We start from the raw sequence: 13,475 nt of genomic DNA, 5'->3' as shown, positions 1-13,475 counted from the left end.
CGCAGTGGAAATTTCTTGAAAGGAAGTTGACAAGGTATCGTTTGCCAAATTAATCTTCCCCCCATCGCCGATCATTCAACCCGACTGGACTCCACTCCTGGAGCGGGCCCGGGCCGTTCGAACGGATCGCGATCGCCGCGAGGGTAAAGCCACGACAAAACGGCTTCCTTCATACGATTTTCTAGCCAGGAAATACACATGCGAGAAATCAGCTAATCGCGCTGAGGGTAACGCACGTCTGTTTGTCGAGAACTCCAGGTTACTCGTGTGGGAGACCATTTGCTGTGCCAAAAGTGAATAAATAAATACCAGTTAATAACCGCACATTTTCCAGTCATTTGTCGATCGAGGATCAAGATGCGTATAAATTTCCGGTTGCAGATACAGTGCCTGGCATTAGCCGGGATACTGGTGTTGAACGGCTGCGGTGGTTCGGACACCTCGCCGTCGCTCTCAAGCAAGGCGCAAGCCGGTGCGCCCGAAGCCGCGGTCGTGCCGCCGGCCGCTCCGGCCGTGGCCAATCCGTCGATCACCAGGACGGTGTCGCCGGTCGAGTTGCCGGACACGGTGACGCCGCTCAACTACAAGCTGTGGTTCCGCCCGAATCCGGCGCTGTCTTCGTTCGACGGCCGCGCGGATGTCGAGATCAAGGTGCTCAAGCCGGTCAATGCGATCGTGATCGCGGGGCACCGGGTCAAGTTCGTCAACGGCAAGATCACGCTGCAACCGGGCAATGTGGATCTGATCGCAACGCCGCAGGACGATGGTGACCACTACCAGTTGCGACCGGTCACCGGGCAGATTGCGGCGGGCACGTATTCGCTGCATATGGAATGGTCCGGGATCATCAACTTCAAGAGCTACGACGATCCGGTGGCGAAGACCGGCGGTAGCTGCGGCGACGATCACTATCCGGGTTGCTCGGCGGCTGAAGGCGTGTTCCGCGTCGATCTGAAATCCACCGATGGCACCACGAGCGGCGCGATCCTCACGCAAGGCGAAACCGACCTCGCGCGGCAATGGTTCCCGGGCTGGGACGAACCCGCGTTCCGCCCGACCTACGAGGTCAGCGCGGAAGTGCCGCAGAACTGGCGCGTGGTGTCGAACGCAGCGGAACTGCCGGCGGTGAACGTCGACAGCGGCTACAAGCTCGTATCGTTCGAGAAGACGCCGCCGATGCCGTCGTATCTGCTGTTCTTCGGCGGCGGTCAGTTCGATGTGCTCGAGGACGATTTCACGAGCCCGTTGCCTGACGGCAAGGGTCTGCATCTGCGCTTCTTCACGCCGCCCGGCATGAAGGACTGGGCGAAGCCCGCGATGACGGAAACCAAGCAGGCGCTCGACTACTACTATCGCTACACCGGTATTCCGTTGCCGCTCAAGAAGTTCGACACGATCGCCGCAAACGATGCGTTCAAGGCACAGAAGGATCTGAACTTCGGCGGGATGGAGAACTGGGGGGCGATTCTCGAGTTCGCTGACGACATCCTGCCGCCACCCGGCAAGCCGATGTCCCGCTACGGCCTGGTTGTGTTGACGCACGAAGCATCGCATCAGTGGTTCGGCGATCTCGTGACGCTCGACTGGTGGGACGACGTGTGGCTCAACGAATCGTTTGCGACGTTCTTCGAGACCAAGACCAAGATCCGCTTCTTCCCGGACCGCTTCAACTGGGTCAGCGAAGTGCAGGACAAGTACGACGTGATCTCCGCGGACCTGAGTTCGTCGGCGTTCCCGGTGCAGCCGAACTTCAATGCGTGGGCGTCGAACGACTTCGTGCTGAATGCGAGTACGTTCACGTATAGCAAGGGCGGTCACGTACTGAAGATGCTCGAGAACTACCTCGGCGAAGATGTGTTGCGTAAAGGCTTGCAGCAGTACCTGGCGGATTATCAGCTCGGCAACGGCACGCCGAAGCGTCTGTGGGACGAACTGTCGGGTGCAAGCGGTCAGCAGATGGGCCCGATCGGCGACAGCTTCGTGCGGCAAACCGGCGTACCGCTCGTGTCGCTCGACACGCAATGCGACCTGACGAAGAACCAGACGGTCGTGACGCTGAAGCAGTCGCCGTATCCGAACCAGAACCAGTATCCGGGTACGCAGTGGACCGTTCCGTTGACGCTCGCCTACGGTAATGGCCTCACGAACCGCAAGACGGTCGCGCTGAAGGATACGCAGATGCAGGTGCGGCTCGATGGTTGTTCCGCGGTGCTGGCCGATCCGAGCGGGCTCGACTACTACGTGACGAACTACGGCGACAACGCGTGGAGCCAGTTGATGACTCAAGGCAGCGCATTGCAGGACCCGGTGCTGCTGACCAACCTGCAGATGGAAGCCGCACTGCTCGTGAAGTCGGGTCTCGCCGCGCCGTCGCGGGCAACGAGCATCGGTTCGATCAACCCGGCCGCGCTTGCCGTGATGCGTCAGCAGTTCAAGCCGGTGCAGCACGTAGAGGTGGAGTCGGTGCAGCCGCAACAACGTCCGATGATCCGCTACCAGGGGCAGCTCAAGCTGCGTCAGAAGACGGAGTAAACGAGACGTCTGCATGGCCCGCATGACGTGATGCAGGCCATGAGTTGAACGCGGGGCCGGGACCGGTGCGATGCACGGGTGTCGGCCCCGCTTCTTTTGGTGCCGGTTTTATAGCGGAATTTCTGTCGTCGAGAGAATTTCCTTGAGCACCATGAAGCTGCGGATCTGCCGCACGCCAGGCAGATACAGCAGTTGTTCGGCATGCAACCGGTTGAAGCTGTCGCTATCGCGCGTGCGGACCAGCATGAAGTAATCGAATTCGCCGGTCACGACGTGGCATTCCATGCACCCCACGACCTTGCGCGCCGCTTTCTCGAATGCGGCAAATGATTCCGGCGTCGAGCGATCGAGCACGAAGCCGATCACCACCAGCATCCCCGCACCGAGTCCCTCCGGATCGAGCAGCGCGACGACCCGGCGTATCAGTCCCGCTTCCTTCAGCCGTTCGACGCGCCGCAGGCATGCAGGGGCGCTCAGCTTGACGCGCGCGGCGAGGCTCACGTTCGAGATCGATGCATCCTGCTGCAACTGCTTGAGAATCGCGCGGTCGATGCGGTCGAGCGCCGGCTGGGCTTGAGCGGCGCGTTCAGGCAGGCGACGAAATTTTGTTGCGCTCATGGTGTCTTTGGAAAAATTATAAAAACAATAACAACTAATCAAGACCGAAAAAATCGGTTCGATGCATTAAATTCGCAAGCTCATTTTGCCAGCAATTTTCTACCATGTATCGATCGCGGCAATACCCGGATGACGCACGGATGCCGCGCCCATCGACGAACCTGAGGCTTTCAATGAACCTGCAACGCTTCTCCCGCTATCCGCTGACTTTCGGCCCGACACCGATCCAGCCGCTGCCCCGGCTATCCGAACACCTGGGCGGGAAAGTACAGCTCTATGCGAAGCGCGAGGATTGCAACAGCGGCCTCGCGTTCGGTGGCAACAAGACGCGCAAGCTCGAATACCTGATTCCGGAAGCGCTGGCGCAGGGATGCGACACACTGGTGTCGATCGGCGGAATTCAGTCGAACCAGACCCGCCAGGTCGCCGCAGTCGCCGCGCATCTCGGGATGAAGTGCGTGCTCGTGCAGGAGAACTGGGTCAACTATTCGGACGCGGTGTATGACCGGGTCGGCAACATCCAGATGTCGCGCATCATGGGTGCCGACGTGCGGCTTGTGCCGGACGGTTTCGACATCGGGTTTCGCAAGAGCTGGGAAGAAGCGCTGCAGAGCGTGCGCGATGCAGGCGGCAAGCCGTATGCGATTCCGGCCGGTTGCTCGGATCATCCGCTGGGCGGCCTTGGTTTCGTTGGTTTTGCCGAAGAGGTGCGGCAGCAGGAGGCGGAACTGGGGTTCCGCTTCGACTACATCGTCGTGTGCTCGGTGACGGGCAGCACGCAAGCCGGCATGGTGGTCGGCTTTGCCGCGGATGGACGCGCGGATCGCGTGATCGGTATCGACGCCTCCGCGAAACCCGAGCAGACACGCGAGCAGATTCTGCGTATCGCGCGCAAGACCGCGGAGCAGGTCGATCTGGGTCGCGACATCGTCGCCCAGGATGTGGTGCTCGATGTGCGTTACGGTGGCCCTGAGTATGGCTTGCCGAGCGAAGGGACGCTCGAGGCGATCCGGCTTTGCGCGCGCTTCGAAGGCGTGTTGACCGACCCTGTCTATGAAGGAAAGTCGATGCACGGGATGATCGACAAGGTGCGTCGCGGCGAATTTCCGGAGGGATCGAAGGTGTTGTATGCGCATCTTGGCGGTGTGCCGGCATTGAGTGCGTATAGCTTTATTTTCCGCGACGGTTAAGCTGAGGTAACCGGTTGCAGGGTGAGCGCTTCGGCAGGGTTCGATCGCCGAAGCGTCGCGATTCCGGCTACCGATAACACGCTGCAACATTTCGGTAAAATATGTCTCAGACGAATATTCGCAAATTATTCCTAAAAAGAATATTTGGATTTTATTCCTAATGAGAATATAGTGCCGATATTCGTTACCGGAATATCGGCCATGAAACTCATCGTCAGCACGCCCGCACAACTGGGTGAAATCCTTTCGTCGGCAAGAAAGGCGCTGGGGCTCACCCAGGCCGAAGCGGCATCGCGGCTCGGCATGGGGCAACCGCGGCTTTCGCTGCTCGAAACCACCAGTACGGCCACGATTACGCTGAGCCAGATGCTCGCGCTGACGGCGCTCTACGACCTCGAGTTGTGCGTGCAGTCGAAGGACGAGGGAAGCGCCGGCAGTACCCAGGCGGAGTGGTGATCATGGGCCGCAAATCCCGCTCACGCGCGCTATCGATCTGGGCCAACGGCCAGCATGTCGGCACGTGGCGTATCCCGACGCGCGGCGACATGGAGTTGCACTACGAAGCGGCGTGGAAAGTTTCCGCCGAGGGGCGGCCGCTTTCGCTGTCGTTGCCATTCGGTCTTGGCGACACACCGCTGAAGGGCGACCGGGTGCGCAACTACTTCGACAATCTGTTGCCCGACAGCCAGGCCATTCGCCGCAGGCTCGCCGCGCGTTTCAAAACCGAAACCGTTGAAGCGTTCGATCTGCTGCAGGCAATCGGTCGCGACTGTGTCGGCGCGGTGCAGTTGCTGGACGAAGACCAGGCGCCCGAGAATGTCGAGCGCATCGAAGGCACGCCGTTGTCGGACGCGGACGTCGCCCGTCTGCTCGACGAAACGACTGGCCCGGCTATCGGTGCGGGCGACGATGATGACTTTCGCATCTCGATTGCGGGCGCGCAGGAAAAGACCGCGCTGCTGTTTCACAAGGGCCGGTGGATGCGCCCGCATGGCGCGACGCCCACCACGCATATTCTCAAGCTGCCGCTCGGTCTGGTCGGCAACAAGCGGGCCGATCTGAGTACGTCGGTTGAAAACGAGTGGCTGTGTCTGGCGATCCTGCGCGCTTACGGGCTGCCCGTGCCGGACAGCGAGATCCTGCAGTTCGGGGTGCACAAGGTACTGTCGGTGACGCGTTTCGATCGCATCATGCATCCGCGCAGGCAACGTCTGCTGCGGCTGCCGCAGGAGGATTTCTGTCAGGTGCTCGGCATTGCGCCGCATCTGAAGTACGAAGCGGACGGCGGGCCTGGTATGCGTGATATCGCCGCCATCTTGCGGCAGTCGACTGAGGCCCGCACCGACATCGAGACCTTGCTCGTCGCGCAGATTCTCTTCTGGATGCTGGCAGCACCGGACGGCCACGCGAAGAATTTCAGCCTTCATCTGCTGCCCGGCGGCCGCTTCCGGATGACGCCGCTCTACGATGTGATGTCGATCTGGCCCGTCGAAGGCAACGGCGCGAACCAGTGGTCCTGGCATAAGGCGAAGCTCGCGATGGCGGTCGCCGGCAAGAACCGGCATTACCTGATGCGCAACGTGATGCGGCGCCATTTCAACGCGATGGCGCCGCTCTGCTATTACGGCCCGAGCGCGGAGCCGGTCATCGAGCGTCTGATCGAAGCGACGCCGGCGGTGATCGAAAGCGTCGCGTCAGCGCTTCCTGAAAGCTTTCCGCAGAGAGTGGCGGACCGTATTCTCGGCGGTCTGCAGGAGTCGGCCAACCGGCTCGCCGCGATGCCCGAAGCGTGAGCGAACCATGCATGCGGCATGCAGCGTATCGATGCCGGCGCGTACCGGTCCCGGCCGCATGGTGCGTATCGCACGGCGTGGTGCGCGTCGCGAGTACAATTGAGGCTTTTATAGATTGGCAGGGCGTTATGGGCTTTGAACAACTGGCTGCGCTGAAGGCGCAACTGACGAAACAGGCGGCAGAAAAGTCGGCAGAAAAGTCAGCGCAAAAGGCGGCACAACGGTCGGCGAAGCCGTCGTCCAAGCCGTCGGGTAAAAGGACAACCGAGAGGGCAACTGAGCGGTCCACTGAGTCGTCGGCTGAGATGTCAGCGCGGCCGTCGGCGAAACCGTCCTCCGAACCCTCAGCCCGGTCGTCGGCGAAACCGCAGCGCGCGCCGCGCCCGGCGCCGGCCGCGAAGTCCAAACCGGTCGATCCGGTGGTGTTGACGTTCGCCCGGTTGCAAAAGCGTTTCCCGCTCGCGTTCCCGAAGAATCCCGCACCGAAGGTACCGCTGAAGGTCGGCATTTTCGAGGATCTGCTGGCGCATGCGCAGGAACTCTCAGTGGACGAAACAGGCTTGCGCGACGCGCTCAGGACGTGGTGCCGCGGCAGCCGCTACTGGGCGTGCATGGTCGAAGGCACGATGCGGGTGGATCTCGAAGGCAAGGAAGCCGGGCAGGTGACGCGCTCCGACGCCGTGCGTGCGCTGGCGTTGAAGAACGGGCGCGCTGCCCGACCGGCACGCAAGGATCCTAAAGACGCCACGGAAAGTAAAGAAGCCGCTCAAGACGTGAATCAGGAAGCGGCTCAAGAAACCGAAGTGGCTAGCAGCAAACCCGAGACTGCCGAAACCAGCGAATCGCAGACGGGTACCTGACAACGGTGGGTGGCTCGCTGCGGTGCCTATTCTTTCTGCATCGGCCGGCGGCCATCATTCTCGTTTATAGGGAACGCACCTTGAGCCGGCCGCTTCGTCCATCGCGGCCGGCCTTCCCATCTAGTTCCGCCCACCATTCGCCTTCACGACCTGTCCATTGACCCAGCCGCTCCCTGCGCTCGCAAGGAACGAGACGATCTGCGCGATATCGTCGGGCTGGCCCAGGCGGCCGAGGGGAATATCAGCGATTGCGCGCCGGATCACGTCCTCGGATCGACCGGTTAGAAACAGCTCCGTGGCAACCGGCCCGGGTGCGACTGCATTCACCGTGACGTCACGAGTGCCGAGTTCTTTGGCGAGCACGTGCGTCATCGCTTCCACCGCGGCCTTGGTCGCCGCGTAGATGGCCACATTGGGCAAATACGCACCGATGATGCTCGTCGACATATTGATGATGCGGCCACCGTTGCGCACGCGCTTTGCGCCTTCGCGCATGCCGTTGAAACTCCCCGTGAGATTGACCGCAATCTGGCGCTGGTAATCCTCGTCGCTGACTTCAGCTAGCGGCGAAACCTTGCTGATGCCGGCGTTGTTGACGAGCACGTCCACGGGTCCGAACTCGTTTTCGGCCACGTCGAAGAGGGCGCGCATCGCTGCGGCATCGGATACGTCGGCGTGGACTGCGATCGCGACTCCACCGGCCGAGCGGATCGACGCGACAACCTCGTCAGCCTCCGTCGAACTCGTCGCATAGTTGACGATGGTCGCGAAGCCATCTGCAGCGAGCCGCCTCGCGATCGCAGCGCCGATGCCTCTGGATGCCCCCGTCACGATGGCGGTGCGAATAGCCTGGTTCATTGCGTGTCTTCCTGAAAGAGCTTTTGCCATTTGTCCTGCTGCATGTCTTCACGCGTGTTGATCTCGATCAGCACGCCACCCGGTGCGCGACAGAAAAATCGCGAGCCGCGTGAGTTGTTGAAGACAGCCGTTTCCATCTGTACACCGCCTTCGAGGAATTCCTGATACAGCGTTTGAACGTTTTCCAGCGTGTCGACTTCAAGGCCGAAGTGGAAGTTGTGCGGCCAGACGGGTACTTCCTTGCCATCGACCTGTTCGAGCACGATGTCGAAACCATTGCGCTTGAGCAGGCAGTGCTGACCGGCCGCGACGATCTCGCAGCCGAGGTACTGTTCGAAGAACGCGGCGGTTTCGGCTGCGTTGGCGGTGGGAAAACTCAGGTGATTAAGCCTGGCTTGCTGACGAAGATTCATGGTGGACCTCACAGGATGTCGGTTACTGTGCAGGCGCGCTCGCCGGTTCTGTTCTATCCGGCGGTGCTTTTCAGACGCTGCACCATGACGCGAATTTTGCGAGTAATTGCTCGATTTTAAAACTCGCTTTAGTTTCGCTTTTTCAACCGGCTTGAGATCCAGCATTGGCGCGGGTTTGCGGGCTGAGTCGAGTGTGAAGACGAATACTTACTCGCATTTTGAGGTCGCGAGGAAACGGCACGGAATGGAGGTTCCGTACCGCACAGACTGGAATCAAACGTTGTGGGGCTGGACAGCCGCCGTCAGCTAGCGCGCGAACGCCTCGATCGCGCTCGCGAAGATTCAACAGGTGGCGTGTCGATAATCCCGAGGTAGCCGGACAGCGCGCGGCTCACACGGTGTTCTAGTGGACTACGGCGTACTTCGCCGCGTTCTCCCGCGGCATCGGTGAGGGCGCGCAGTATGGCGAGCACATCGTCCGTTGCGATCTCGATGTTGTCCTGCGGCGGGATATCGCTACGGGACAGGATCTCCTGCATCAATCCGTGAAAGGCAGCTTGGGAGCTTGCCAGTTCTTTCGCGATGGCAGGACGTCCTTCCTCGAAATCGAGTGCGCGTGCGAGCGCCGGGCGGCGCAGTTGCTGGCGAACCGATACGGATATCAGGTATTCCAGCGCGGCTTGCCCCGTTGGCTGATCGAGCGCATCTTCGGCCTCGGCGAAGAACGCCGCTTGCGCCTGCAGACTGAGCGCAACGATCAGCGCATCCTTGTTCGGGAAGTATTGATAAAGCGTACCGACGCTTACTCCCGCGCGCTGGGCCACCAGATTGGTATTGAGCCCCTCCATTCCACGAATTTCCAGAATACTGGCCGCAGCTTCCAGTATTGCGGTGACCGTGTTTTCAGCACGCGATTGCTGCGGGACCTTTCGCGGTTTCAGGGAGGGGCGTCTTTTCGCCGTCAAGATTTCGTCCGTGCAAAAGCGAGCAATAGCTCTGATTCTACAAGCTTTGGGACGATGGGTTTTGTCGGTTAGCCATAACCGGGATGAAGATGCAATGCGCAATGCGGTGATTCGGCCGGTCCGTCTGCAACGCAAAAACCGCCGTCAAGCCGCCTAACGCGCTTCGCGCGGACCGTGGCCGGTCCATCGCTTGAAGGCACGCCGGAAGTTGTGGGAATCGCTAAAGCCGACCTCGTAGGCGATTTCCTCGATCGACAGGCGTGGTGTGCTCAACAGCGCCAGCGCACGCGCATGACGGATGTTGTCGAGCACGGCCTGATACGACACGCCGCTGTCGGCCAGCCGGCGCCGCAATGTGCGATCGCTCATGCAGAGTTGCGAAGCGACCTGGCCGAGCGTCGGCGGATTGCGAAGATCGCGCCGCACGATGCGTTCGATCGATTCGATAAATTCAGCGCCGGTGTCCTCCTGCGACACCGTCATCTGCAGGACTTCGAGTGCCTGCCGGTTGCTGAGCGGATCGTAGGTCGCGAGCGGTCGTGCGAGCCACGACATATCGCAGGTCACTGCATTGCGCTTTTGCCCGAACCGCACCGGGCATTTGAAGTACTGCTCGTACTGGTCCGCGTACGCGGGCCGCGGATAGCTCAACTCGACCGAGTTGAACCGGAAGTCTTCGCCGACCAACGCCTGAGCGACCTTAGGGAAACTACCGAACGCCTCTTCGACCAGAAACATTTCGATGTCGGGTTCGTGGAAGCGGCAGATTGCGTGGAGCGTGAGGCCGTTTTTATCCACTTCGGCATCGAAATCGAGCAGTGCGCCCGTATAGTTCTGCATCTTCATGCCGAGCGAGATCGCATCGCCGAAGGTCGGGGAGGTCAGCATCGCATAGCCAACCAGTCCTATCGATGCAATGGTTTCGGCGCTGCCGATACGCAGCCCGAGGCCCTGTTCTGGAGACAGCTCGATCGCGCGACGGATCATCGCGCTCGCCTGCCGGAACGACAGCCGGCACTCCGGGTTCGAGAGGTCCGCCACTTCGAACCCGAGCCCCATACACAGGCGCGTCGGGTCGATGCCGAGATCCTCGCTCATACCGGCGATGAACCGCAACATGTAGACCTGCAGGTTGGCAATCGTATATTGGCCGGTCGCGTCCATCGTCGCTTTATACCTTCTTTTTTCCCGCTGCGCGACACCTGCGGTCTTCTGCGTCCGGCGACACTTCCCAACCTGCGGAGAGCCAGAATTCATGTTGCGGCGCCCGCAGGCGGGATCAGAAGTAGTGACGCAAGCCAGCCATCACACCGAGCTGCGTGGTGCTGACCGTCGGCGACTGACCGTTGACCCCAACGAACTGCGCACCGACCATGCCGCCTCGATACATCGAGTAATCGGCTTCGGCGTACAGCATGGTGCGCTTCGACAGGTTGTAGCCTCCCACGACCTGGTACTGATGCGCCCAGCCGTTGTAGTCGGCGGTGTAGCCGGTCTGTTTGGTCCACCAGCCGTTCACCGCAACGGTCACTGCCGACGAGAAGCGGTAGGTGAGGCCCGCGAGAATCATCTTGCGCTTGTCGAAGCCGCCCGGGATGTTGGGGTCGACGACCTGCGCCGGCGAAATGATCCCGAGTGCGGCGAGGTCGATCGAGTTGAACGGGCCATTGCCGAAATTCGTGAAGGCGTTGTCGCGCGCGTTCTCGATGTAGCCCGCATTGACGGTGAAATTACCGAGGCTGTACGAGCCGCCGCCGCCATAGATATCGAACTTCGCGTTTGTGACGTCGTCGCGGGTGCGCATGAAAGATGCGGAAGCCTTGAACGGGCCTTTGTCCGGTGCGTACGCAACCGAGGCGCCGAGCTGACTGCCGAGGCCGCCGCCGCCGGCCTGGCCGCCGGGCGCGTATTCCGCGAGGAAGATCACACTGCCGAGCTGCGCACCGTACTGGATCATGTTGCTCGTGCGGCCAGCGGCGAGCATCGTCTGTTCAGGTTTGAACAGATTGGAGTAGGGATCCTGAGGACCTAACCACAGGTTCGAACCGAAGGCGATCGTCGTGCCTTCAAACGCCACGTTGTATTGCCGACCAAGCGAAATCTGACCGAGTGTGGGCGACAGCAGCGCCACGTACGAAATCTGGAAGAAGTTCTGCGAACCTGCCGGCGCGATGCCGCCGCTGCTTGGATCGAAGTGGCTTTCCAGATCGAATGACGCCTGCATCCCACCGCCCAGATCTTCCTGGCCTTTCAAGCCCCAGTAGCTTTCCGTGAGACCGCCGCCGGTGGTTGTCGAAAACTGTTTGCCGGTCGAGACGGGTGCGCCGTCCGGGCCATAACTCACACCGTGGGTCTGGTAGCGTAGCCCGGCGTCGACGACGCCGTAGAGCGTGACGCTGCTTTGCGCCCAGGCTGCACTGCAGCAGAGCGGAAGAGCCATACACAACAAGGTCTGCTTTTTCATTTGACGATCGTCTCCCTGGTTATCGACTACATGGCGGACCGGCTGGTCGTGCCGCCTGCAAGGGCACGTCGACGCGACCAGGGCACTCCGTTTTCCGCGTGTTTCGTAGAGCTTTTTTCTAGCGATTGCTTCTGCAACCTGCTGCGGGTGATCGTTATGCGAAGCGCATTAATGGCGGCAACGCGCAGTGTCGAATCTGGCCACATCGATCTTGTCCGGCTGGCCAGGCACTCAACAACACCATTCTCCTCAACCAGAATCTAAGGAGTCAAATTTCAATGCGCCGGGGCTAAAGTGGCCATTCGCATGGTTCATTCCGGCCATCGTGTGTCCGCGAACCTGAAACCGTCACACGTAGTGCGGCTTCAATGTGTTGCATTAGATTGCACCATGACCGCGAACGGCGTGAGTGTGGTTTTCACGCACATCGCTTGCATTTAAGCGCCTTCGATGATTAGCGAAAGCGCAGCGGCCTGGAGATCGCGCAAAGCGAACTGCGAACCACGGGCCGCGCGATCAGGACAGCTGATGTCCGCCGGTCTGCATGTTGTGCGCGGTTGCGCCGCGTAGCGCGAGCCAGACGAACGGCACCGCGGCCGCCACGCCGATGCACAACACATACGCGAAGTGCATGCCGCCGTACTGCGTGAACAGATCACCAGCTACCGCTGTCCCGACGCCGCCGCCGACAAACGTCACCACGACCGTCCGCGCAACCAGCGAACCATCCGGGTCGACTTCGGACAGCAGCCCGGTCAGGAACGGAATGATCGCGAAGAACGCACAGTTCAATGCGAGCTGGCTCAGGAAGTAGGACTTGTTGCCGGTCGAACCGAAGAACCAGACCAGCGAGCCGATCATCACCATCTGCGCCACAAAGATGATCGCGAGCCGATGTTGGCGGCTTGACCGTTGCGACGGGATCACCGCACCGGCGAAGCCGAGCAGCGACGACAGCGAGAGCAGGATGCCGACGGTCCAGGTCGACAGACCCGCATGCGCGCCGACGATTCCGGCGACCGCCCATTGCGAGGCCTGCACGCCGTAGATCAGCACCGTGACGGCCCAGATGGTCAGCACGAGTTTGAGCGGCAGCTTGTTGCGCGAACGCGCCTGCGTCACATGCCGCGCAAATTCACCGATACCGTGAATGGCGGGCGCCATCACGATGCACACGCCGACCAGCAACATGAACACGCCTTGCCCGAGCCACGCAGAAGGCAGGTACGAAATCACGACGAGAATGCCGCCGTTGATAATCCCCGCGATGACATTTATCTGCCCCCACAGCCGGTCCGCGGAGGCACGCTGCGAGATGCCCGACGCGACGACGACAAACAGCACGCCTTCGAAGATGCCGGTCACACCGCGCACGATGCCGATCAGCAGCACGGTTGGTGCGACGATGCTGAGCACCTGTCCTGCAATCGTGCCCAGCACGCCGGCGATCGTGAAGAACCCCGCAGCACGCGAAATCCAGCGCGGCAGCAGGGCGCAACTCAGTGCTACACCGAGAATCTCGACGCCCGCCACCTGGGTTGCAATGCCTTCGGAGAGGTGAAACCGCAGCATGACGGCCGCGACAAGAAACGGCGTGAGGATCATCCCGTTCGTAGCGACCGCGTAGGCGAGCGACAGACGTGCGACTGAGCTTTTAGGCAACTCGGCACGGAGTGCCGCGGGAGCAATGGAGACTGGCGAGTTCATCGAGTCGTCCTTATTGTCGAAGTCAAAGGGTCGCGTGGGCGACGACAGGTCTTATTTTTCAGGCACGGTGCAGAT

General features: G+C 60.9%; 12 protein-coding genes. 5 read left to right on the top strand and 7 right to left on the bottom strand.

Going from position 1 to position 13,475, the window contains the following annotated elements:
• The first annotated feature begins 357 nt into the window (after positions 1-357).
• Positions 358-2,532, top strand: coding sequence for a M1 family metallopeptidase (locus BWP39_RS21960; protein ID WP_096724036.1), 2,175 nt, complete (start codon positions 358-360; stop codon positions 2,530-2,532).
• 108 nt (positions 2,533-2,640) lie between these two features.
• Here the strand turns inward: BWP39_RS21960 and BWP39_RS21955 are convergent, their stop codons facing one another.
• A complete protein-coding gene (locus BWP39_RS21955; protein ID WP_096724034.1) occupies positions 2,641-3,150 on the bottom strand; it encodes an Lrp/AsnC family transcriptional regulator in 510 nt (169 codons plus the stop codon).
• Between the two features lie 173 nt (positions 3,151-3,323).
• Between BWP39_RS21955 and BWP39_RS21950 the strand changes: the two genes are divergently transcribed.
• The 4 genes from BWP39_RS21950 (at position 3,324) to BWP39_RS21935 (ending at position 6,993) form a co-directional block, all read left to right on the top strand.
• The gene (locus BWP39_RS21950) at positions 3,324-4,340 is read left to right on the top strand and encodes a 1-aminocyclopropane-1-carboxylate deaminase (protein ID WP_096724032.1); all 1,017 of its coding nucleotides are present in this window, start codon (positions 3,324-3,326) and stop codon (positions 4,338-4,340) included.
• Between the two features lie 201 nt (positions 4,341-4,541).
• On the top strand, positions 4,542-4,796 hold the full coding sequence (locus BWP39_RS21945; RefSeq protein WP_096724030.1) for a helix-turn-helix domain-containing protein: 255 nt from the start codon (positions 4,542-4,544) through the stop codon (positions 4,794-4,796).
• Between the two features lie 2 nt (positions 4,797-4,798).
• The gene (locus BWP39_RS21940; protein ID WP_096724028.1) at positions 4,799-6,133 is read left to right on the top strand and encodes a type II toxin-antitoxin system HipA family toxin; all 1,335 of its coding nucleotides are present in this window, start codon (positions 4,799-4,801) and stop codon (positions 6,131-6,133) included.
• A 77-nt stretch (positions 6,134-6,210) separates the two neighbouring features.
• Positions 6,211-6,993, top strand: coding sequence for a ProQ/FinO family protein (locus tag BWP39_RS21935; RefSeq protein WP_207557035.1), 783 nt, complete (start codon positions 6,211-6,213; stop codon positions 6,991-6,993).
• Between the two features lie 120 nt (positions 6,994-7,113).
• Here BWP39_RS21935 and BWP39_RS21930 read toward each other — a convergent pair whose 3' ends face one another.
• From BWP39_RS21930 to BWP39_RS21905, 6 genes are all read right to left on the bottom strand, one after another.
• Positions 7,114-7,851: an SDR family oxidoreductase gene (locus BWP39_RS21930; RefSeq protein ID WP_096724024.1), complete on the bottom strand. Its 738-nt coding sequence runs from the start codon at positions 7,849-7,851 to the stop codon at positions 7,114-7,116.
• Positions 7,848-8,264, bottom strand: coding sequence for a VOC family protein (locus tag BWP39_RS21925; RefSeq protein WP_096724022.1), 417 nt, complete (start codon positions 8,262-8,264; stop codon positions 7,848-7,850). The genes BWP39_RS21930 and BWP39_RS21925 overlap by 4 nt, the downstream gene beginning before the upstream one ends.
• Before the next feature lie 302 nt (positions 8,265-8,566).
• Positions 8,567-9,229: a TetR/AcrR family transcriptional regulator gene (locus tag BWP39_RS21920; protein WP_096724020.1), complete on the bottom strand. Its 663-nt coding sequence runs from the start codon at positions 9,227-9,229 to the stop codon at positions 8,567-8,569.
• 153 nt (positions 9,230-9,382) lie between these two features.
• Entirely contained in the window at positions 9,383-10,393 is a 1,011-nt protein-coding gene (locus BWP39_RS21915) for an AraC family transcriptional regulator (RefSeq protein WP_096724018.1), read from the bottom strand.
• Between the two features lie 115 nt (positions 10,394-10,508).
• Positions 10,509-11,693, bottom strand: a complete 1,185-nt coding sequence (locus BWP39_RS21910) for a porin (protein WP_096724016.1) — start codon at positions 11,691-11,693, stop codon at positions 10,509-10,511.
• 516 nt (positions 11,694-12,209) lie between these two features.
• The gene (locus tag BWP39_RS21905; protein ID WP_096724014.1) at positions 12,210-13,400 is read right to left on the bottom strand and encodes an MFS transporter; all 1,191 of its coding nucleotides are present in this window, start codon (positions 13,398-13,400) and stop codon (positions 12,210-12,212) included.
• Positions 13,401-13,475 lie beyond the last annotated feature (75 nt).

Origin of the sequence: Paraburkholderia acidicola (genome assembly GCF_002362315.1) — a bacterium.
GTDB classification, from domain to species: domain Bacteria; phylum Pseudomonadota; class Gammaproteobacteria; order Burkholderiales; family Burkholderiaceae; genus Paraburkholderia; species Paraburkholderia acidicola.
The sequence above is the reverse complement of the archived record's forward strand: the minus strand, read 5'-3'. Positions and strand labels throughout refer to the sequence as shown.

Excerpts from the sequence above, each read along its gene's own strand:
- BWP39_RS21960 (WP_096724036.1), top strand. The coding sequence starts at position 358 with ATGCGTATAAATTTCCGGTTGCAGATACAGTGCCTGGCATTAGCCGGG.
- BWP39_RS21955 (WP_096724034.1), bottom strand. The coding sequence starts at position 3,150 with ATGAGCGCAACAAAATTTCGTCGCCTGCCTGAACGCGCCGCTCAAGCC.
- BWP39_RS21950 (WP_096724032.1), top strand. The coding sequence starts at position 3,324 with ATGAACCTGCAACGCTTCTCCCGCTATCCGCTGACTTTCGGCCCGACA.
- BWP39_RS21945 (WP_096724030.1), top strand. The coding sequence starts at position 4,542 with ATGAAACTCATCGTCAGCACGCCCGCACAACTGGGTGAAATCCTTTCG.
- BWP39_RS21940 (WP_096724028.1), top strand. The coding sequence starts at position 4,799 with ATGGGCCGCAAATCCCGCTCACGCGCGCTATCGATCTGGGCCAACGGC.
- BWP39_RS21930 (WP_096724024.1), bottom strand. The coding sequence starts at position 7,851 with ATGAACCAGGCTATTCGCACCGCCATCGTGACGGGGGCATCCAGAGGC.
- BWP39_RS21925 (WP_096724022.1), bottom strand. The coding sequence starts at position 8,264 with ATGAATCTTCGTCAGCAAGCCAGGCTTAATCACCTGAGTTTTCCCACC.
- BWP39_RS21915 (WP_096724018.1), bottom strand. The coding sequence starts at position 10,393 with ATGGACGCGACCGGCCAATATACGATTGCCAACCTGCAGGTCTACATG.
- BWP39_RS21910 (WP_096724016.1), bottom strand. The coding sequence starts at position 11,693 with ATGAAAAAGCAGACCTTGTTGTGTATGGCTCTTCCGCTCTGCTGCAGT.
- BWP39_RS21905 (WP_096724014.1), bottom strand. The coding sequence starts at position 13,400 with ATGAACTCGCCAGTCTCCATTGCTCCCGCGGCACTCCGTGCCGAGTTG.